Source organism: Inquilinus sp. NPDC058860 (assembly GCF_042743185.1).
Classification (GTDB): domain Bacteria; phylum Pseudomonadota; class Alphaproteobacteria; order DSM-16000; family Inquilinaceae; genus Inquilinus.
The window spans coordinates 8,706-29,638 of sequence record NZ_JBHYMS010000056.1 but is presented as its reverse complement, the minus strand read 5'-3'; the positions used below and the strand labels follow the sequence as shown (position 1 = coordinate 29,638).

Here is a 20,933-nt window from a genome sequence, read left to right as displayed (position 1 = left end):
CGACCTTCGCCCGGCGGCTTGGCGGAAGCGTGGCAGAGTTACGCGAGAGCCAGGAACGCCGCCAATAGCCCGCCGAAGAAGGCGTATTTGATCGCGTAGTACAGCCTCCGGTTCTTCTTCTTCACGCCCTTGAAATAGGTCCGGATCGGATAGATGTAGGCGAACGCCTTGTTCAGCCCCGAGACCTTGTCGCCATCGGCGTTGCGGGTGGCGCCGGCCTGGATCAGGTATTTGGCGAAGAAGCGGTTCACCGCCAGCGCCCAGCGGAACCGCATCGGCCGCTCGACGTCGCAGAACAGGATCACCCGGTTCTCGTCGGAGAAGTTCTCGGCGTAGTGGATGAAGGTCTCGTCGAAGACCACGTCCTCGCCGTCGCGCCAGCTGTAGGACTTGCCGTCGACCACGATGCGGCAGCGGTCGTCGTTCGGCGTGATCAGGCCGAGATGGTAGCGCAGCGAGCCGGCATAGGGGTCGCGATGCGCCACCAGCTTGCCGCCCGGCGGCAGCGAGGTGAACATCGCCGCCTTCAGGCCCGGGATGGTCTGCACCAGCGCCACCGAGCGCGGGCACTGCGCCGCGGCGGAGGGCAGCGGGTCGCCGTACCACTTCAGGTAGTAGCGCTTCCAGCCGCGCCGGAAGAACGAGTTGAAGCCGACATCGTCGAGCTTGTCCGAGCCCTTGATGTCGCCCTCCTCCTGCAGCCGCAGCGCCTCCTCGCGCAGGACGTGCCAGTTGTCCTTCAGCGCCTGCAGCTCCGGGAAGCTGCGCGGGTCGTGATAGGGCGTGCTCGGCACCCGCGAGAACAGGTACATGAAGCAGTTGATCGGCGCGAAGAAGGTCGAATGGTCGGTCAGCTGGCGGGTGAAGCGATGCCGCACCTGGCCGCGGAAATGCACCCACAGCGCCGAGGCGATATAGGCGTAGACGATCAGGAACTTCGGCGCGAACACAGTGGCCAGCATCTGGGCCATACCTCCAACCGGGACCCGGGCGACGGGACCGGGTTTGCGACCAATTCGCACGCTCTATACCATTCCTCCGACCTTACCGATAGGTCAGGGCGCCGCACCGCCTGGCTGCCTGGGCAGGAAGCGGATCTCGCGCAGGTCCTGCAGCGCCTTCTGCCACAGCGTCTCGAAGCCCTGGGTCAGGCTGGCGGCCAGGTCGCGGTCGTGCACCAGCAGCGAGGCGAAGCGCCCCTCCGGCACGAAGGGATGGTCGAGCGACAGGATCACCGTCTCGTCGTCCAGCACATGGAAGGGATGGCCCAGCTCGCCCGAATAGCGCAGCCCCGACAGGTGGCCGAGCGTGCCGCCATGGCGCCGCAGGAAGGCCAGCAGCCGCGGCGCGGTGCGGTCGGAGAAGCCGAAGATCGCGCGGTGGTCGAGCCCGCGCCCGGAGGCGGCGCGGGCGAGGCGCTTGAGCACGTCGAAGCCGGACTCGGCCTGGCGGTCGATGGCCAGCAGGTCGCCCTCCTCGAGATAGGACAGCACCCGCCGGCGGGCGCCGGCGAGGCGGGCGAGATGGCGCTTCACATGGCTTTCGGTGCCCAGCGCCAGGTCGACCACGCCGCGGCCGCCGCGCAGCCGCCCGGGCAGGTCGCGCAAGGTGGCGCGCAGCTGGTCGGCCTGGGCGGCGAAGCTCTCCGCCCGTTCGCGCGCCAGCTCGACCAGCCGGTCGACCACCGCGTCCGGCGGCAGCGCGGCATAGAGCTTGGGCCGGCTGTGCTGGATCTCGCACAGCCCCAGCCGGGCCAGCTTCTCCATCGCCAGGTAGATCTTCGAGGTCGGGATGTCACCCTCGCGGCACAGACCGGCCGCGTCCGAGACGCCGAGAATCCCCAGGCCGACCAGGGCCCGCTTCTCGTAGAGCGAGAAGCCGGCTTCGTCGAGCAGCGCCAGGTCCTGCCATCGCATGACCGCTTTCTACTCCAGAAAGTAGATGAAAGCGAGCCGGCGGCCGCGGACAATCTCCCCATCAACCACTGGGGAGGACGACATGAGCGAGGATCTGAGCCACCTGGCATATCCGGAGGCCCCGGCGCAGGTGATCCCGAGCTTCTGGGTCGAGGAGGTGGAGACGCTGCGCGACTTCTATCTGGAGAAGCTCGGCTTCGGCCACATGATGGGCATCGTCGGCAAGGACGGGAGGTTCGACTTCGGCATCGTCCGGCGCGACGGCATCATGGTGATGATGGGCCGCCCGCAATCGCCCGGCGCCGGCATCGCCAGGGGCCAGGGCGGCGCCCGGCCGCTCGACATCTACTTCTACGTCAAGGATGTCGACGCCTTCCACGACGAGGTGCGATCGCGCGGCGTGGCGGTGACCGAGGCCCTGGCCACGCAATGGTGGGGCGACCGGACCTTCGCGGTGAAGGACCCCTACGGCTACTCGCTGTGGTTCTGCCAGACCGTCGGCGCGCCCGAGCCGCCGCCGGGTGTCACGATGGTGTGATGCGGAATGCGTAGGTTGGGTTCGCACCGCGAACCCAACATCGGTCCGAGAGGCGGCAGTGTTGGGTTCGCCTCAGCGAACCCAACCTACGATTCGTCGCCCCTCTGCCCCCGCAGCTTGGCCCAGTAGTCCAGCCGCTTCCTGATCTCGCGCTCGAAGCCGCGCTCGACCGGGCGGTAGAACTCCTGCCGGTCCATGTCGGGCGGGAAGTAGTTCTGGCCGGAGAAGCCCTCGTCGGTGTCGTGGTCGTAGGCGTAGCCCTTGCCGTAGCCGATCTCCTTCATCAGCCGGGTCGGGGCGTTCAGGATGTGCATCGGCGGCATCAGGCTGCCCGTCTCCTTCGCCGCGCGGGCGCTGGACTTGAACGCCGTGTAGGCGGCGTTCGACTTCGGCGCCGTGGCCAGGTAGATCACCGCCTGGGCGATCGCCAGCTCGCCCTCCGGGCTGCCCAGCCGCTCATAGGCGTCCCAGGCCGCCAGCGACTGAGTCAGCGCGGCCGGGTCGGCCATGCCGATATCCTCGACCGCGAAGCGCACCAGCCGGCGCACGACATAGAGCGGGTCCTCGCCGCCCGCCAGCATCCGCGCGAACCAGTACAACCCGGCATCGACGTCGGAGCCGCGCAGCGATTTGTGCAGCGCCGAAATGAGGTTGTAGTGGCTCTCCTGCGCCTTGTCGTAGACCGGCGCCCGCCGCTGCACCGCCTGGGCCAGCGCGGCGGCGTCGAGCGGCGCCGCCGGCTTTAGCGCGAACAGCTCCTCCGCCAGGTTCAGGAGATAGCGGCCGTCGCCGTCGGCCATGGCCTTGACCGCGTCGCGCGCCTCCGGCGCCAGCGGCAGCGCCCGGCCTTCCGTCGCCTCGGCCCGCTGCAGCAGCTCCTCCAGCGCGCCGAAATCCAGGCGGTTGAGGACGAAGACCTGGCAGCGCGACAGCAGCGCCGCGTTCAGCTCGAAGGACGGGTTCTCGGTGGTGGCGCCGATCAGGGTGATGGTGCCGTCCTCGACCACCGGCAGGAAGGCGTCCTGCTGGCTGCGGTTGAAGCGGTGGACCTCGTCGACGAACAGGAGCGTCCCCTGCCCCGCCGCACGCCGGCCGCGGGCGGCCTCGAACACCTTCCGCAGCTCGGCGACGCCGGAGAAGATCGCCGACAGCGGCTCGAAATGCAGGTCGGTGTGCTCCGCCAGCAGGCGGGCCAGGGTGGTCTTGCCGCAGCCGGGCGGCCCCCACAGGATCATGCTGGCGATGCGGTGCGCCGCCACCATCCGGCCGATCGGCCCGTCCGGCTTCAAGAGGTGGTCCTGGCCGACCACCTCGCCGATGCTGCGCGGCCGCAGCCGGTCGGCCAGCGGCCGCGGCGCCTGGTCGGCGAAGAGAGAGGGCGTGTCGTCGGGTCTGGGAGAGCGAGCCATGATGGGGTGCATCGTCGGCCAGCGGCCGCGGCGGCGCAACAACGGGCTTCCACGCGGGGCCGGCGCCGCAATCCCGCCATGCTTTCGCCCCGATGTGATCACGGTCACTTCGCCCGGAACTTTTGCAGTGCAAAAGGCGAACGACTCACAGCTCTAACCCCCCGACAATTGACAACCCCCCATGCAGGGATGACCCTCTTGGTCGGGGACCTCCTTCGGAGTGCGAGACATGATGACCGGGCGCCTGCGGACGCGGCCAGGAAGGGTGTTCGGCACCCTGGCCGCATTGGGAACGGTGGCCTTCCTGGCCGCCTGCAACGAATCGAGCAGCACGGAGGGCCAGTCGGCGCCGCCGCCCCCGCCGGTCACGGCGGCCTCGCCGCTAGTCAAGAAGATCACCGAATGGGATGAGTTCACCGGCCGCTACGAGGCGACGGCGACGGTCGAGGTGCGGGCCCGCGTCTCCGGCTACCTGCAATCGATCAACTTCGCCGACGGCGCCATGGTCAAGCAGGGCGACGTGCTGTTCGTGATCGATCCCCGGCCCTACCAGGCGACGGTGGATTCGGCCAAGGCCGACCTGGCCAGCGCCCAGGCCCGGCTGGACCTCGCCAAGGTCCAGCTCGACCGCGCCCAGTCGCTGGTCGCCCAGTCCAACGTCTCGCGCTCCTCCTACGACCAGGCGGTGCAGGAGCGCCGGGGGGCCGAGGCCCAGGTGGCGCAGACCACGGCGGCGCTGCAATCCGCCCAGCTCAACCTCGACTTCACCCAGGTCAAGGCCCCCATGGCCGGCCGCGTCTCCAACCGGCGGGTCGACATCGGCAACCTGGTGACCGGCGACCCGAACTCGACCCTGCTGACGACGATCGTGGCGTTCGACCCGATCTATTTCGAGTTCGACATGAGCGAGTCCGACTACCTCGCCTATCAGCGCGCCGTGGTGGCCGGGAAGCTGCCTTCGACCCGCGACAACGCCACCATCATCCAGACCCGCCTGCCGGACGAGCAGGACTGGCCGCATGCCGGCACCATGAACTTCGTCGACAACCAGCTCGACCCCGGCTCCGGCACCATCCGCGCCCGCGCCATCCTGGACAACAAGGACCTGTTCATCACCCCGGGCCAGTTCGGCCGGCTGCGCCTGCCGGGATCGAACGAATACGACGCCATCCTGATCCCGGACAGCGCGATCCTGACCGACCAGTCCAACCGGATCGTGATGACGGTCAAGGACGACGGCACGGTGGAGCCGAAGATCATCCGGCCCGGCCCGACCCAGCCGGGCGGCCTGCGCATCGTGCGCGAAGGCCTGACCGGGCAGGAGAAGGTCATCATCAACGGGCTGGTCCGGGCGCGTCCGGGCGCCAAGGTGACGGCGCAGCCCGGTACCATCGAGCCGGTGCCCGAATACGAAGCGAACTGAGGACGGGGCAGATGCGCTTCTCCCATTTCTGCATCGACCGCCCGATCTTCGCGACGGTGCTGTCGATCCTGGTCGTGCTGCTCGGCGCGGCCGCCTACTTCACCCTGCCGGTGGCGCAGTATCCCGAGATCGCGCCGCCGACCATCGAGATCCGCACCTCCTATCCCGGCGCCTCGGCCGAGGTGGTCTCCAACACGGTGGCGACGCCGATCGAGCAGGAGATCAACGGCGTCGAGAACATGCTGTACATGCAGTCGCAGGCGACCGGCGACGGCCAGTTGGTGATCCAGGTCACCTTCGGCCTCGGCACCGATCTCGACATCGCCCAGGTGCTGGTGCAGAACCGCGTCGCCGTGGCCGAGCCGCGGCTGCCGGAGGAGGTGCGCCAGATCGGCGTCACCGTGCGCAAATCCTCGCCCGACATGCTGATGGTGATCCATCTCAGCTCCTCGGACGGATCGCGCGACCCGCTCTACATCTCCAACTACGCGACCCTGCAGGTGCGCGACGTGCTGGCCCGCCTCGACGGCGTCGGCGACGTGCGCATCTTCGGCGCCCGCGACTACGCCATGCGGGTCTGGCTGGACCCGGAGAAGGTGGCTTCGCGCAACCTGACCGCGGGCGAGGTCATCGCGGCGCTGCGCTCGCAGAACGTCCAGGTCGCCTCGGGCGTGCTGAACCAGCCGCCGGTGCCGCAGCAGGGCGCCTACCAGCTCAATGTCGAAACCCTGGGCCGGCTGGCCGACCCGCGCCAGTTCGGCAATATCGTGGTCAAGACCGACAGCGACGGCCGCGTCACCCGCGTGCGCGACATCGCCACGGTCGAACTGGCGGCGCAGGACTACACCGCCAACGGCTATCTCGACGAACGGCCGGCGGTGCCGCTCCTGGTGTTCCAGCGCCCGGGGTCGAACGCGCTGGAGACGGCCGACCGCCTGATCGCGACGATGCAGGAGCTGTCCAAGAGCTTCCCGCCCGGCCTGCAGTACAACATCATCTACAACCCGACCGAGTTCATCGCCGAATCGGTGCATGAGGTCGAGAAGACGATCTGGGAAGCGATCGTCCTGGTCGTCATCGTCGTCATCCTGTTCCTGCAGACCTGGCGCGCCGCGATCATCCCGGTCGTCGCCATCCCGATCTCGCTGATCGGCACCTTCATGGTGATGGCGGCGCTGGGCTATTCGCTGAACAACCTGTCGCTGTTCGGCCTGGTGCTGGCCATCGGCATCGTCGTCGACGACGCCATCGTGGTGGTCGAGAACGTCGAGCGCCATCTGCGCGAGGGCAGATCGCCGAAGGAGGCGGCGCATCTGACCATGGACGAGGTCGGCGGCGCGCTGATCGCCATCGCGCTCGTGCTGTGCGCCGTGTTCATCCCGGCGGCGATGATCACCGGCATCGCCGGCCAGTTCTTCCGCCAGTTCGCGGTGACCATCGCCGCGGCGACGGTGATCTCGGCCTTCGTGTCGCTGACCCTCAGCCCGGCGCTCTGCGCCATCCTCCTGAAGCCGCACCAGGAGCATCACGAGAAGAAGAGCTTCGTGCTGTTCCGGCCGGTCCAGGCCTTCTTCCGCGGCTTCAACTGGGGTTTCGACAAGCTGTCGCTGGGCTATGGCGGGCTGACCCGCCGGATCCTGCGCTTCGCCGTGGTCATGCTGGTGCTCTATGTCGGGCTGATCGGCCTGACCGGGCTGCAGTTCGGCCGGGCGCCGACCGGCTTCATCCCGGAGCAGGACCAGGGCTACCTGATCACCGTGATCCAGCTGCCCCCCGGCGCCTCCCTCGCCCGCACCGACGCGGTGGTGCGGGAGGCGGCCAAGGAGATCCTGCAGGTGCCCGGCATCATCCACGTCGTGCCCTTCTCCGGCTTCGACGGCGCCACCTTCACCAACGCCTCGAACGCCGGCGCGATCTTCTCCACCTTCGCGCCCTTCGCCGAACGCGACGCCAAGGGGCAGGACGTGACGCACCTGCAGCAGGCGCTGAACCAGAAGCTGGCCGGCATCCAGGACGCGTTCATCATCACCATCCAGCCGCCGCCGGTGCGCGGCATCGGCACCGGCGGCGGCTTCAAGATGATGGTCGAGGACAAGGCCGGGCGCGGCCTGCCGGCGCTGGACGCCGCGACCCAGGAGATCGTGGGCCGGGCGAACCAGACCCCCGGCCTGGCCGGCGTGTTCGCCCTGTTCAACACCCGCACGCCGAAGCTCTACGCCGACATCGACCGGGTGAAGGCGGAGATGCTGGGCGTGCCGGCCGACCGGGTGTTCGAGACGCTCGAGGTCTATCTCGGCTCGACCTATGTCAACGACTTCAACTATCTCGGCCGCACCTTCCGCCTGACCGCCCAGGCGGACGGCAAGTTCCGGCAGACCCTGCGCGACATCGGCAACTACAAGACCCGCAGCGACAGCGGCGGGATGGTGCCGCTCAGCGCCGTGGCCAGCTTCCACGACCGCACCGGCCCCTACCGCGTGCCGCGCTTCAACCTGTACCCCGCGGCCGAGGTGCAGGGGGCGACCCTGCCCGGCTACTCCACCGGCTACGCCCTGGCGGCGATGGAGCAGATCGCGACCGAGACCCTGCCGCAGGGCTTCGGCTTCGAGTGGACCGAGCTGGCGCTGCAGGAGAAGCTGGCCGGCAACACCGGCATGCTGGTGTTCGTCGCCTCGGTGGTGTTCGTCTTCCTGCTGCTGGCGGCGCAGTATGAAAGCTGGACCCTGCCGCTGTCGGTCATCCTGATCGTGCCGATGTGCCTGCTGGCCGCGGTCACCGGCCTGCTGCTCAGGGGGATGGACGTCAACATCCTGGCGCAGATCGGTTTCGTCGTGCTGATCGGCCTGGCGGCGAAGAACGCGATCCTGATCGTGGAGTTCGCCCGCCAGGCGGAGGAGCATGGCGAAAGCCGGCAGGAGGCCGCGGTCTCGGCCGCCCGCACCCGGCTGCGGCCGATCCTGATGACGTCCTTCGCCTTCATCTTCGGCGTGGTGCCGCTGGTGATCGCGTCGGGCGCCGGCTACGAGATGCGGCAGTCGCTGGGCACCGCCGTGTTCTTCGGCATGATCGGCGTGACCGTGTTCGGCCTCCTGTTCACGCCGCTGTTCTACGTCGTCTGCCGCTGGCTCGGCTCGGTGGTCGGCCGGCGCAAGCCGGCCGCCCCGGCGCCGAAGCCGGAGAGCGGCCCGGCGGAGTGATCGTGGCAGCCACCCCGGAGCTTCACTCCGGGGTGGCGCTTCCCCGTGCCAGCTCCAACAGGCGCAGGTCCCGGTACAGCTCGGCCAATATGCCGGCGAAGACGCTGACCTCGACCGCGGTCAGCGCCAGCGACACCAGGTCGATCACCAGGGTCACCAGGCCGGCGCCCTGCTCATCCGGCAGGATCGCGTCCAGCACCAGGCCGAGGCCGATGGCGACCAGGAAGAACCCCAGCAGGGCGACGACCAGCGCGCCCAGCACCGCCAGCCGCCGGCCGCGCAGCAGCCGGCTGCTCTCGGCGGCGGTCAGGCCTCGGTCGCCGATCGCGATGCCGGGCAGCACCAGCCCGTAGAAGGCAAAAGGCACGGTCGACAGCACCGTGATCAGGCCCGAGACCGTCAGGATCCCCAGCATGCCGCCCGACGCCCCGCCATCGGCCATGGCGCGCAGCAGCGACGGCCCGCCGACCAGGCCGAACAGGATCGACAGCACGAACAGTCCGGCCACGGCCGTGACCATGCCGAGGATGCCGAGCCAGACCTGGTACAGGGCGAAGCGGAACGTCGCGCCGTCGGCCGGGAACGGCGCCAGCTCGCCGCGCAGCACGTAGCGGTGCCAGCTGACCGCGATCAGCGCGATGGCGAACAGCAGCACCAGCATCGACAGCATCATGGCCAGCGCGGCGGCGCCGGAGGGCGCCTGGTCCGCGAACATCGCCGCGACGGCGTCGCCCCACAGCCAGTCGATGGCGAAGCGCAGGATCAGCGCGAAGGCGACGGCCGGCGCCGCCAGCCATGCCAGGGCACGGGCATGTCCCAGGCTCCAGCCCAGCGCGCGCCGCAGCAGGTCGCCGCTCGAAAGTGCCGCCATCATCCATCCCCTTCCCACGAATCGGGGCGGATCATTTCAGCCGGGCGGCTGAGAGGCAACCTGCCGACATAAAAGCATAGGCCGCCTTTCGGGTTGCCTCTCCCGCTTGCGAGGCTATTTCACAACGCCCAACCCTCGCCGTCCCTTGCTGACGGTATGGGCAGCGCCCCCTCAGCGGCTCCCCTGCGCGGCCACGGCCGGGTTCCGCGCCGGCTCTCCGGCATGGCGGCTCTCGCGATAGGGCAAGCCGAGATGGTCGCGCAGGGTGGTTCCGCGCAGCACCGGGTCGAAGTGACCGCGCTCCTGCAGCGCCGGCAGGACCTGGCCGATGAAGTCGTCCAGCCCCTCGCCCAGCACCGGGAAGCCGAGGATGAAGCCGTCGGCCGCCCTCTCCTCCACCCAGCGGATCAGCTCGTCCGCCACCTGCTGCGGCGTGCCGATCAGGGTGCGCCGGGTCGCCGTCTCCAGCGCCACCTCGCGCAGGGTCAGGCTGCGCTCCTTCGCGGTGCGCTTGATCCCGTCGGTGGTGGCGCGGAAGCTGTTCTTGCCGATGTCGCCCAGATCCGGGAACGGCCCGTCCAGCGGATACCGGCTGAAATCGTGATGGTCGAAGAAGCGGCCGAGATACAAGAGCGCCTCCTCGATCGACAGCAGGTCGCGGATGGCGCGGTACTTCTCCTCCGCCTCGACCTCGGTGGCGCCGACGATCGGCCCGATGCCCGGGAAGATCTTGACGTCCTCGGGCCGGCGGCCATGGGCGACGGCGCTGTCCTTGACCTGCTTGTAGAACACCTTGGCGTCCTCGATCGGGCCGCCATTGGTGAACACGGCGTCGGCGTGGTGGCCGGCCAGGGCGATGCCGTCGTCGGAGGCGCCGGCCTGGAACAGCACCGGCTGGCCCTGGGCCGAGCGGCCGATGTTCAGCGGCCCCTCGACCGAGAAGAACCGGCCTTTGTGGTTCAGCCGGCGCATCTTGGCGAAGTCGACGAAGCGGCCGGTGGCGCGGTCGCGGATGAAGGCGTCGTCGTCCCAGCTGTCCCACAGGCCCTTGACCACCTCCAGGTATTCCTGGGCGATCTCGTAGCGCAGCCCGTGCTCGGGATGCTCGCGGCTGTAGTTCCGGCCGGAGCCTTCCAGCGGCGAGGTCACCGCGTTCCAGCCGGCGCGGCCGCCGCTGATGGCATCGATCGTGGCGAATTGCCGGGCCACGGTGAACGGGTCGCTGTAGGAGGTCGACAGCGTGCCGACCAGGCCGATCTTCGAGGTCACCGTGGCGAGCGCCGACAGGATCGAGATCGGCTCGAACCGGTTCAGGAAATGCGGGATCGACTTCTCGTTGACGTAGAGGCCGTCGGCGATGAAGGCGAAGGCAATGCCGGCAGCCTCGGCCTTGCGGGCGTTGTCGAGGTAGAAGCCGAAATTGACGCTGGCGTCGGGCGGCACGCTGGGGTGCTTCCACGCATTCATGTGGCCGCCAGGGCCCTGCAGCATGACGCCGAAGGTGATCTGAGGCTTGCTCATGCGATGATGTCCTTGAAGTCGGGGCTCAGGCCGCGGCGGCGGTGAAATGCGCCCGGGCCAGGAGTTCGACCGAGGCCAGGCGCTCGTCGCCGTCGGCGATCGGGGTGTCGACGACGAATTCGCGTACGCCGTGCTGCCGGTGCAGCCGATCCAGCTCGGTCCGCACGCGTTCCGCGGTGCCGTGGATCACGCTCGGCGCCTTCTCCTCGATCCGGTACTCGCGGGCGCCGGCCTGGCGGACGAATTCCTCGGCCTGGGCGACGCTGCCGACGGTCACGCTCTGGCCGGTGTCGACATGCACCTTGAACACGTGCAGATCGGTGGCCAGCCTTTCGGCCCGCGCCTCGGTCTCGGCCGCGATCACGCCGACGGCCAGCAGCGGCGCCCAGCCCCCGCTGACCGAGCGGTAGGCGGCGAAGACGCGCTCGAGCAGCGCCGCATCGCCGTTCAGGTGGCCGGCATGGACGTAGGACCAGCCCTCCGCCGCTGCCAGCTGCGCGCTCTCGACGCTGGCGCCCAGGAGGAAGCGTTCCGCCCTCACGTTGGGTCGCGGCGTGGCCTTGACCCCGGCCAGGGGGTCCTCGTCGGCCAGCGTGTCGTCGAGAAAGGCGTCGAGCTGCGCCAGCTGCTCCGCGAAGGACGGCTTGCGCGCCGGGTCGATCGCGGCCTGCAGCGCCCGGGTCGACAGCGGCAGCCCGCCCGGCGCCTTGCCGATGCCGAGATCGACCCGTCCCGGCGCCAGGGCGGCCAGCAGATTGAAGGTCTCGGCCACCTTGTACGGGCTGTAGTGCTGCAGCATGACGCCGCCGGACCCGACGCGGATGCGCGTGGTCCGGGCCAGCAGATAGGCGATCAGCACCTCGGGCGAGGGGCTGGCGAGCCGCGGCGTGTCGTGGTGCTCGGCCACCCAGAAGCGGTGGAAGCCCAGGCGCTCGGCGCGCTGCGCCAGGGCGACGGTTCGCGCCAGCGCCTCGGCCGCGCCCTCGCCGTCGGCGATCGGGCTCTTGTCGAGCAGGCTCAACAGATAACTCATGCCGATCATCCCCGGGATGACGTGCGGGCAGGTCCATGACGGACCGCCATGGACACGAAGATTCGTGTTGTTATCTCAGTAAATACACATTCTACTGTCAATAGAATATAAATTACACAACGACATATCGTCCAATCTCGTCCGCTTCAGGAGTGTCCCATGAGACGCCTCACGGCGCCGCTGCTCGGCGCCCTCTTGCTCCTGCCGGCCCTGGGCACCACCTTCGCCGGCACGCCGCGCGACACCATCGTGGTGGCCAAGCAGATCGACCAGTTCATCTCGCTGGACCCGGCCGAGGCGTTCGAGCCGGGCGTCGGCGAGGTGACGGGCAACCTGTACGACCAGCTGGTCGGCTATCGCAGCGCCACCGACCCGACCATCGTCGGCGACCTGGCCGAATCCTGGTCGGTCGCCGATGACGGGCTGACCTGGCACTTCACGCTCAAATCCGGCCAGGTCTTCGCCAGCGGCAACCCGGTGACGGCGCAGGACGCCGCCTGGTCGCTGCAGCGCGCGGTGCGGCTGAACAAGTCGCCCGCCTTCATCCTGACCCAGTTCGGCTTCACCGCCGGCAATGCCGCGGACCGGATCCGGGCGATCGACGACCGCACGCTGGAGATCCGGATCGACCGGGCGGTGGCGCCCACCTTCTTCCTCAACACGCTGACCGCCACCGTCGCCTCGGTGGTCGACGCCAGGCTGGTGCAGGCGAACGAGGCGCAGGGCGACCTGGGCAATGGCTGGCTGAAGGCCCACAGCGCCGGCAGCGGCCCCTATGCGGTTCGGCGCTGGGTGCCGAACGAACGGGTGGTGCTGGACGGCAACCCGCACTGGCAAAGCAATGGGGGGCAGGACACGGGCCCGAAGACGCCGCATCTGGTGTTCCTGCACGTGCCCGAGCCGGCGAGCCAGCGGCTGCTGCTGGAGAAGGGCGACGTCGACTACGCCCGCGACCTGACCCGCGACCAGATCCTGGCCCTGAAGGACGCGCCCGGCGTGGCGCAGCAGACCGAGCCCGGCGACCTGCTGCTCTATCTCGGCCTGAACCAGTCCAACCCGAACCTGGCCAGGCCCGAGGTGCGCGAGGCGCTGAAATGGCTGGTCGACTACCAGGGCATCGAGGACAGCCTCCTGAGCGGCACCTGGGCGGCGCATCAGAGCTTCCTGCCGACGGGCTATCTCGGCGCCATCGACGACGCGCCGTACCGGCTGGACGTCGACCGGGCCAAGGCCTTGCTGGCCCGCGCCGGCCTGGGCGACGGCTTCGCCGTCACCATCGACGTGCGCAACGTCGCCCCCTTTGCCGACATCGCCCAGGCGCTGCAGGCCAGCTTCGCCAAGGCCGGGATCCGGCTGGAGATCCTGCCCGGCGACGGCAAGCAGACCCTCACCAAGTACCGCGCCCGGCAGCACGACATCACTATCGGCACCTGGGGCCCGGATTATCGCGACCCGCACAGCAACGCCGACGCCTTCGCCTTCAACCAGGATGTCGACGACGCTGACGCGCCGAAGACCCTGGCCTGGCGCAACCGCTGGTTCGATGCCGGCTGGAACCGGACCGTGACCGAAGCGCTGCGCGAGCCCGACGCGGCCAGGCGCGCCGCCCTGTACGGCCGGCTGCAGCGCGAGGTCCAGGCCGAGGGCCCGTATGTCCTCTTGTTCCAGCAGACCCTGGTGGCCGCGCACCGCACCGCCGTCGACGGCCTGGTCCTGCAGCCGAAGACCAGCTACGCCGCCGTGGTCAAGACCGAGTGATCGCCTGGGTCAGACGATGCCATCCCGGTTCGGACGCTGGGGCTGCGCCGATGACCGGCTGCTAATCGAGGAAAACGATCGACAGGGTGATCAGCATCCAGAACGGCCCGACGAGACACAAGCCGACGACGAGGGAGTGCCAGCTGAGGCGGTCGGCGACCGTCGCGCCGCCCTCCCCGCGGACCACCTGCCGGCATAGAAAAACGCTCTCATGGCCAGGATCGAGCGGCCATCGCGCGCGGGTATCGGACAGGAACGCCTCTGCCGTGGACGTGACGTCCTGTCCGTCGATCCACCATTCCGCCTTCCGGATGCAGCCGTCTTCCGTCCACTCGATCACGGCCGGGCCGTCGGTGCGGTGCAGCCGACTCTCCCGATACCAGTGTTCGATGCGACTGCCGTCGAGGCGACGCTGAACATAGGCGGGGCCACGAATCCGGCCGGATGCGCCGGGGGCGAACCGCCATTCGGATTTCGGCGTGCCGTCCCCGCGATAGACGATCAGCGGGAGCCTGCCGGCATCGGGTGCCGCCCGGCCTTGCGACATTGGGCCCCCGTCGGCGGACAACGCCCGTCTCCCGCGCAGAAAGACGACCTTCGCATCGTCCGGCGATCTGCACCACCACCCCTGCTTCATGGCCCGAATCCCCATCCCCTGTTCCGGAAGACGCCCTTCACCGCCGACCGGCAAATGACGGCTGCAGCAGCTGGCGTTCCTCCCGGACACATTCGTGAGTGCAACTTCGGCCGGGCGTCGCGTCACCGCCTTCCCGGGTCATAGGCCCGCAGCTTGACGCTCTCGGCGAAATTGCCGCGGAACATGTGCTGGCCGAGATGCCCGAGATCGGATTGGAGATCCGCGTAGACCTTGCCGCCGATATCCCGCCACCGGCGGCAGAAGGCGTAGTCCTCCGACAGGTAGCGCCTGGTGTCGGGGTCCACCATGCAGTCGAAGAACAGCCAGTAGAACGGCGCCTCCGGATTGTTCGGCGGCCCATCCGGGACGTAGTTGAGCTCCGGATAGCTCGCCATCAGCCGGCTGAACACGGGCCGCTTGATCACCATGAACCCGGTCGGCGCCTCGGCGACCTCGACGAAGCCCTCCTCGCCGACGAATTTGGCCAGCGGCTCCGAGCCGAGGCCGACCGGGTTGAACGGGTAGTCGGTGTAGAGCGTCTCGAAGGACGCCTTCGTCGTGCCGGCGGGCACCCCCTGCTGCGGCCAGTTGAAGCGCTTGATCGGGTAGATCCCGGTGGCGACGTCGTGGTCGGAGAGCAGGAGGCGGATCGCGTCCACCGGCTTGAAGACGATGTCGGAGTCGATCCAGAACAGATGCGTGTACTGCTCGTTCATCAGGAAGAACTTGACGATCTCGTTCCGGCCGCGGGTGACGAGGCTCTCCGAGCGCATGTGCAGGGACGAGCTCAGCCCCAGCCGGATCGCCTCATGGGTGAACTCGAACAGGCTCGTCACGTAGTTCATCGAGACGGCCGAGATGTAGCAGGGTGTCGCCAGGAGCACGTTCATCGAACGCAGGGCGGAAATTGGGAGCATCAAAGGATCTCGGCTGCCTGAGGTGGTTGGATGCTGTCCGGACGCCGCGCCGCCTCAGGTGCAGACCCATTCGGGGATCCGGCACTCGGCGGCGTCGCCGCCGCAGATCGCGGTCGCCTTCTCCTCGGCCTCCCGGCGGGTCTCCGCCGAGGCGGCGCCCCAGGGGGCCGGCCGGCCGGCGGCGGGAGGCGTCCCGACCGACAGGGCGGCGCAGTGCTCGTAGGGGAAGCCGCTCTTGTCGTCGTCGGTCCAGTGGCGGTGATTGCGGAACAGGGAGACTACCTTGCAGTCCTGGCCGCCCCGATGCAGGCAGTGCCGCAGGGCGATCTCCTGCGCCTCATCCGGCTTGTCGGCGCCCCAGAAGAAGCCCCGCTTCTGGTCCGGCGCCGAATAGGCGATGGCGCCCCAGATCCCCCTCATCCCGGGGTCCTGCTCGGCCGCCGGCCGGCTCGGTGACAGGACGATTGCGACCCGACGGTTCTGCGGCTCGCGGACGCCGTCGGCGGTCGGGACCAGCGGATCGGACTCGCCGACGCCCTTGACCGCGATCAGGCTGTCGGCGACGCCGTCGGCCACCAGCTCGCGACGGACCGACTCGCCGCGACGAACCGAGAGGGCTTGGTTGTACTGGACCGAGCCCGAACGGTCGGTGTGACCGGTGACGTCGATGCGGGTGGTCCTGCCCTGGAGAGCGTCAGCCGCGGCCAAGGCCACGACCTGCCTGGCTTCCGGGGTCAGATGCGAGCTGTCGAAGTCGAAGAACACCAAGTAGCTGCGGTCCGGAACGGCATCGATCGTCTCGGCCGGCGCCGGCGCCGGGGGCGGATCGGCCGCCCCGGCCGAAACGGCGAGACAGGTCCAGGCGGCCAGAACCAGAACGATCGGTCGAAGCATCTTCATCTCCCTGATCCCGCCTGTCGCGGCCATGGGCGGTCCATCAGCCCGCGGCGCGCAGGCTCGTCATCGCGACGCAGTTGTCGTCGAGCGGCATGAGCACGACCCTGGCCCCGTTGGGCATCGCCACCAGCGGCAGCTGGCCGAGCGTGCCCGCCTGCCCCTTCTGGTTCACGAGCTCGGTCGCGACCGCCTGGCAGCTGGCCTTGACCGGCGTCACCCGGACCAAAGTGCCTTCGCAGGAGCGCCCGACCGGAGCCGTGAACACGATGCCGGCTGCAGCCAGCCCCTGCGTCGACGGACCGCCGTCGAGCGCGACGATCGATTCGACCGCATGCGCATCGACCGCCTTGGGGTCCCACTGGGTCTGTGCGGCATAGGTCGCATCGGCGGCGACGCCCCGTCCGAGCGCGGAGAAGACGTCGCCGCAGGCGCCGATCTTCGCCTGCTTGACGTGCTCGTCGAAGACGGTTGCGGCGGTGGCGGCTGCCGCCTGCTGCGCTGCGGCAGGCTGCCTCTCGGGTTGCTTGTTCTGGGTCACCTGCTCCTGTGCCTTCGGCGCCTCCACCGCCGGCTTTCTCGAATCCGCCGCCTGGGCCGGCAGCTGGGCAAAGCCGATCAGGTCGAACGCGACGACCGCGCCGGCAATGATCGCGACCGAGACGGTCCCCAGAAGTAGAGTCTTGGCCAGTCGCATCACATCTCATCCTTCTCTGAAGGGCACCCACCGGGCGCCCGGGTCATTTCATCGCCGAGAGGGCCGTGAACAGGCCTTCGAGGGGGGCCTGGAACGTCACTTCGCCCGAGGCCGGGAGCGTGTAGGAGACGGTGCAATCGGTGCCGGCCTGGATGTGCCGCCGCAGCATGCGGCCGATCGCGATCGTGGCGGTGCAGAAGGCCGCGTCGCAGCTGTCGGTCTGGGCGACGATGCGGTCCGGCTTGTCGCCCAGCGCCAGCCCGATCTGCTGCCCCATCCCGACACTCGCCGGGACCCGCATCACCACCAGGGGCTGCCCGTCCGCCGTGGCCACGAAGGACCAGTTGAAGACGGGCGCCCCGCGCTGGTCGACGATCGACTGGGTCAGGTTGCAGACCCGCTGCTTCGACTTCAGGCTCTCGTCGCAGATCAGGATCCAGTTCCGGAACGGCTGCACCACCCGCCGGTACTGGCCGAGCTCCTCGCCGTCGGGGACGGCGACCTCCGAGGGCTTCACGGTGTAGGTGGAGGGCAGTTGCACCCACCCCACCGCGGAAGCCGTCCCGGACATCGCCGCCGCCAACATCAGCATCACCGCCAGGCATACCGCCAGCCGCATCGGCATCACCCTCAATTGAAGGTGAAGGAGACGCCGATGCCGCCACCCCAGTCGTCGCCGCTCGTGACGGCCCGGGCGTTCAAGCGGACCCGGCCGGACTCGGCGGTGTAGCCGAGGCCGAGGGCCAGGGCCCCCTGCTCGTGCCACATGCCGCCGCCGATCGCGGCGCTGACCTTGCCCGGACGGGGATCGAACTGCAGCGACGACGCCGCGATGCCGATCGCCGCCCCCTGCCAGGCATCCCGCCGCGCCTGCTTGATCTTGCCGTTGAGCGAGTCGAAGGCGCCGTTCAGCTGGTCGACGTTGACCGCATCCGTCCCGGCCACGCCCGGCGCGACATTGCCGATGGTGACCGGCGCCCCCTGGTTCCCGCCCTGCAGCGTGATCCGGTTGGTCAGGTTGCCGGAGCCGTCGGTGTCGTACTTCACCGACAGGCTCGACAGGGCCTGCAGCTGGCTGATATTGGCCGCATCGGTCGCGGCCGAGCCGGCGGCGACGTTGGTGATGCGGCGCTCCGCCCCGGACGAGCCGACCGAGACCTCGCCGGTCGCCACCCCGGCGACGGTGGCCCCCACCACCGGCTTGTAGGCCGCGTCGGAGAGGTTGGCCAGGGTCGTGGAGCCTGCGCCCAGGGCCAGGGAGTTGGCCTTGGTCGCCTGCGCCCCGGCACCGATCGCGATCGCGTTGTTGGCGGACGCGCTGGCGCCGTTGCCCATCGAGATCGCGTTGCTGGCGCTGGCCGTCGAGGCCGGGCCGATGGCGGTGCTGTTGGTGCCGGTCGGGGAGGAGTCGGCCAGGGTCGAGTTCGTGTGGAAGTACTTGATGCCCGCCCCGCCGCTGATCGAGCTGTCGACCGCGGTCGCCAGCGCGAACATCTGCGAGCCGTTGATCGCGTCGGTCGAGTCCTTCGTGATCCGCCCCGCCGCCACATTGGTGATGGTGCGCTCGGCGCCGACATCGCCGACGCTGACCGTGCTGGTCGGGTTGGCCCCGGCGAAGCCCGTCAGGTTGAAGTTGTTGAAGGACGCGCCGGAGGTGCCGACCGCGGCCGCGGTCTTCGAGCCCGCGCCCAGCGCCACGTCGTTGGCGTTGGTCGCGGTCGCCCCTTGGCCCAACGCCGTGGCACCCGAGGCGCCGGCGGAAGAGGCGCTGCCCAGCGCGACGGCACCCGTCGCCCCGGCCGCCGTGGTCGCGCCGTTGCCCGCGGCGAAGCTGTCGATGCCGCCCGCCGTGCTGGCCGGCCCGATCGCCACGGAGTTCGCGCCGACCGCCTGGCTGTCCGCCAGCTTCGAGTTGGCGTGGAAGTACTTGATGCCGCCGCCGTTGCTGATGCTGTCGAGCTGGTTGTTGATGGTCGTCAGGCTGCCGTCCACCGCACCGAAGGCCTCGGTGATGGTGGTATAGCTGCCGCCCTGGATGTTGAAGGTCGGGCCGGTGATCGTACCGTCCGGGTTCACCTTCGAGTCGCCGCCGAGCACGTTGGTGATGCTCTGCGAGACGCCGTAGAGCTGGCTGCCGTTGATGGCGTCGGTCGAGGTCTTGGACACCAGGCCCGGCGCCACATTGTGCAGCGTGACCGGCCCGGAGCCCTTGCCCACCAGGGTCAGGTCGAACGTCGGCACCCCGCCGTTCGGCGTCGTCGGCGTATCGGGGTTGCTGTACTGGACCGGCCCGATGCCGCCGTTGCCGATCTGGATGCCCAGGATGTTGACCGCCGTGTTGGTGGCGAAGAGCTGGCTGCCGTTGATCGCGTCGGTCGAGGTCTCCGAGAGGCGGCCGGCCGCGACATTGGTGATGGTCCGCTCCGCCCCCACCGCTCCGACGCTGACCGTGCTGGTCGGGGTCGCCCCGGCGAAGCTGTAGGCCTTGCCGGCGATCGTGGCGGCCGCCGTGGCCACCACCGTCTCGGTCGTCGAGCCGGCGCCCAGCGCCACGTCGCCCACATTCGCCCCGGCCGCGGCACCATGGCCGATGGCGATGCCGTCCTGCACCGAGGCCACGGCCGTCGGCCCGACCGCGACGCTGTCGGTCCCCGTCGCCTGGCTGTCCGCCAGGGTCGAGGTGGCATGGAAGTACTTGATGCCGCCGCCGTTGGTGATGTTGTCGACCTTGGTGTTCAGCGTGTCGACCGAGGTGTTGGTGGCGAACAGCTGGCTGCCGTTGACCGCATCGGTCGAGTTGATGGCGATCCGGCCGGCCGCGACATTGGTGATGGTCCGCTCCGCCCCGACCGCGCCGACGCTGACCGTGCTGGTCGGCGTGGTGCCGGCGAAGTTGTAGGTCGTCCCGGCGATCGTCGTGCTCGCCGTGCCGACCGCTGTTGCAGTCGTGCTGCCGGAGCCGAGCGCCACGTCGCCGACATTGGCGCCGGCGGTCGCGCCGTGGCCGATGGCGACGCCATCCGTCACCGAGGCCACAGCCTCGGGTCCGGCCGCGGTGCTGTCGGTCCCCGTCGCCTGGCTGTCGGCCAGGGTCGAGGTGGCGTGGAAGTACTTGATCCCGCCGCCGGTGCTGATGTTGTCGACCTTGGTGTTCAGCGTGTCGACCGAGGTGTTGGTGGCGAACAGCTGGCTGCCGTTCACCGCGTCGGTGGAGTCGACCGCGATCCGGCCGGCCGCGACGTTGGTGATGGTCCGCTCGGCCCCCGGTGCGCCGACGCTGACCGTGCTGGTCGGGGTCGTGCCGGCGAAGTTGTAGGTCGTGCCGGCAATCGTGGTGCTCGGCGTGGCCACCACCGTTGCGGTGGTGCTGCCGGAGCCGAGCGCCACGTCGCCGACATTGGCGCCGGCGGTCGCCCCGTGGCCGACGGCGACGCCGTCCGTCACCGAGGCCACCGCCTCGGGTCCGGCGGCGGTGCTGTCCGTCCCCGTCGCCTGGCTGTCGGCCAGGGTCGAGGTGGCGTGGAAGTACTTGATGCCGCCGCCGTTGCTGATGTTGTCAACCTTGGTGTTCAGCGTGTCGACCGAGGTGTTGGTGGCGAACAGCTGGCTGCCGTTCACCGCATCGGTCGAGTCGATGGCGATCCGGCCGGCCGCGACGTTGGTGATGGTCCGCTCCGCCCCCGCCGCGCCGACGCTGACCGTGCTGGTCGGCGTGGTGCCGGCGAAGTTGTAGGTCGTGCCGGCGATCGTCGTGCTGGTCGTGCCGACCACAGCCGCCGTCGTCGAGCCCGAGCCGAGGGCGACGTCGCCCGCATTCGCTCCCGCCGTCGCGCCGTGGCCGACCGCGACACCGTCCGTCACCGAGGCCACGGCCTCCGGACCGGCCGCGGTGCTGTCCGTGCCCGTCGCCTGGCTGTCGGCCAGGGTCGAGGTGGCATGGAAGTACTTGATGCCGCCGCCGTTGGTGATGTTGTCAACCTTGGTGTTCAGCGTGTCGACCGAGGTGTTGGTGGCGAACAGCTGGCTGCCGTTCACCGCGTCGGTCGAGTCGACCGCGATCCGGCCCGCCGCGACATTGGTGATGGTCCGCTCCGCCCCGACCGCGCCGACGCTGACCGTGCT

General features: G+C 69.4%; 16 protein-coding genes. 4 read left to right on the top strand and 12 right to left on the bottom strand.

Annotated elements, in window-relative coordinates; all coding sequences use genetic code 11:
- Nucleotides 1-38: 38 nt before the first annotated feature.
- The gene (locus ACFW16_RS28785) at nucleotides 39-962 is read right to left on the bottom strand and encodes an aspartyl/asparaginyl beta-hydroxylase domain-containing protein (RefSeq protein ID WP_380311629.1); all 924 of its coding nucleotides are present in this window, start codon (nucleotides 960-962) and stop codon (nucleotides 39-41) included.
- 93 nt (nucleotides 963-1,055) lie between these two features.
- A complete protein-coding gene (locus ACFW16_RS28780) occupies nucleotides 1,056-1,916 on the bottom strand; it encodes a TrmB family transcriptional regulator (RefSeq protein ID WP_380311627.1) in 861 nt (286 codons plus the stop codon).
- An 82-nt stretch (nucleotides 1,917-1,998) separates the two neighbouring features.
- Between ACFW16_RS28780 and ACFW16_RS28775 the strand changes: the two genes are divergently transcribed.
- Nucleotides 1,999-2,454 carry a VOC family protein gene (locus tag ACFW16_RS28775; protein WP_380311625.1) on the top strand — a complete coding sequence of 152 codons (456 nt, stop codon included), beginning with the start codon at nucleotides 1,999-2,001 and terminating at the stop codon, nucleotides 2,452-2,454.
- Nucleotides 2,455-2,540: 86 nt separating this feature from the next.
- Here the strand turns inward: ACFW16_RS28775 and ACFW16_RS28770 are convergent, their stop codons facing one another.
- Nucleotides 2,541-3,863, bottom strand: a complete 1,323-nt coding sequence (locus ACFW16_RS28770) for a replication-associated recombination protein A (protein WP_380311623.1) — start codon at nucleotides 3,861-3,863, stop codon at nucleotides 2,541-2,543.
- A gap of 229 nt (nucleotides 3,864-4,092) precedes the next feature.
- Here ACFW16_RS28770 and ACFW16_RS28765 point away from each other — a divergent pair, with 229 nt between their 5' ends.
- Nucleotides 4,093-5,286, top strand: a complete 1,194-nt coding sequence (locus tag ACFW16_RS28765) for an efflux RND transporter periplasmic adaptor subunit (RefSeq protein WP_380311621.1) — start codon at nucleotides 4,093-4,095, stop codon at nucleotides 5,284-5,286.
- Nucleotides 5,287-5,297: 11 nt separating this feature from the next.
- Nucleotides 5,298-8,483: an efflux RND transporter permease subunit gene (locus ACFW16_RS28760; RefSeq protein ID WP_380311619.1), complete on the top strand. Its 3,186-nt coding sequence runs from the start codon at nucleotides 5,298-5,300 to the stop codon at nucleotides 8,481-8,483.
- A 22-nt stretch (nucleotides 8,484-8,505) separates the two neighbouring features.
- Here ACFW16_RS28760 and ACFW16_RS28755 read toward each other — a convergent pair whose 3' ends face one another.
- The 3 genes from ACFW16_RS28755 to ACFW16_RS28745 all read right to left on the bottom strand — a co-directional run bounded on the left by ACFW16_RS28755 (nucleotide 8,506) and on the right by ACFW16_RS28745 (nucleotide 11,908).
- Complete coding sequence (locus ACFW16_RS28755; RefSeq protein ID WP_380311617.1) at nucleotides 8,506-9,354, bottom strand: hypothetical protein; 849 nt, start codon at nucleotides 9,352-9,354, stop codon at nucleotides 8,506-8,508.
- A 171-nt stretch (nucleotides 9,355-9,525) separates the two neighbouring features.
- Nucleotides 9,526-10,875, bottom strand: a complete 1,350-nt coding sequence (locus tag ACFW16_RS28750) for an LLM class flavin-dependent oxidoreductase (RefSeq protein ID WP_380311615.1) — start codon at nucleotides 10,873-10,875, stop codon at nucleotides 9,526-9,528.
- A 25-nt stretch (nucleotides 10,876-10,900) separates the two neighbouring features.
- Nucleotides 10,901-11,908 (bottom strand): LLM class flavin-dependent oxidoreductase, encoded by a 1,008-nt coding sequence (locus tag ACFW16_RS28745; protein ID WP_380311613.1) that lies wholly within the window; start codon nucleotides 11,906-11,908, stop codon nucleotides 10,901-10,903.
- Nucleotides 11,909-12,067: 159 nt separating this feature from the next.
- On the opposite strand from ACFW16_RS28745, the gene ACFW16_RS28740 reads away from it, so the two are divergent.
- Nucleotides 12,068-13,666 carry an ABC transporter substrate-binding protein gene (locus tag ACFW16_RS28740; RefSeq protein ID WP_380311611.1) on the top strand — a complete coding sequence of 533 codons (1,599 nt, stop codon included), beginning with the start codon at nucleotides 12,068-12,070 and terminating at the stop codon, nucleotides 13,664-13,666.
- A 61-nt stretch (nucleotides 13,667-13,727) separates the two neighbouring features.
- On the opposite strand, the gene ACFW16_RS28735 is transcribed toward ACFW16_RS28740, so the two are convergent.
- The 6 genes from ACFW16_RS28735 to ACFW16_RS28710 form a co-directional block, all read right to left on the bottom strand.
- Entirely contained in the window at nucleotides 13,728-14,303 is a 576-nt protein-coding gene (locus ACFW16_RS28735) for a hypothetical protein (protein WP_380311610.1), read from the bottom strand.
- Between the two features lie 122 nt (nucleotides 14,304-14,425).
- On the bottom strand, nucleotides 14,426-15,220 hold the full coding sequence (locus ACFW16_RS28730) for a hypothetical protein (protein WP_380311608.1): 795 nt from the start codon (nucleotides 15,218-15,220) through the stop codon (nucleotides 14,426-14,428).
- Between the two features lie 54 nt (nucleotides 15,221-15,274).
- Nucleotides 15,275-16,114, bottom strand: a complete 840-nt coding sequence (locus ACFW16_RS28725) for an OmpA family protein (RefSeq protein ID WP_380311606.1) — start codon at nucleotides 16,112-16,114, stop codon at nucleotides 15,275-15,277.
- Nucleotides 16,115-16,157: 43 nt separating this feature from the next.
- Nucleotides 16,158-16,811: a hypothetical protein gene (locus ACFW16_RS28720; RefSeq protein WP_380311604.1), complete on the bottom strand. Its 654-nt coding sequence runs from the start codon at nucleotides 16,809-16,811 to the stop codon at nucleotides 16,158-16,160.
- 43 nt (nucleotides 16,812-16,854) lie between these two features.
- Nucleotides 16,855-17,430 (bottom strand): invasion associated locus B family protein, encoded by a 576-nt coding sequence (locus tag ACFW16_RS28715; protein WP_380311602.1) that lies wholly within the window; start codon nucleotides 17,428-17,430, stop codon nucleotides 16,855-16,857.
- 11 nt (nucleotides 17,431-17,441) lie between these two features.
- On the bottom strand, nucleotides 17,442-20,933 hold a 3,492-nt coding region (locus tag ACFW16_RS28710), incomplete at its 5' end, for a YadA-like family protein (protein ID WP_380311600.1).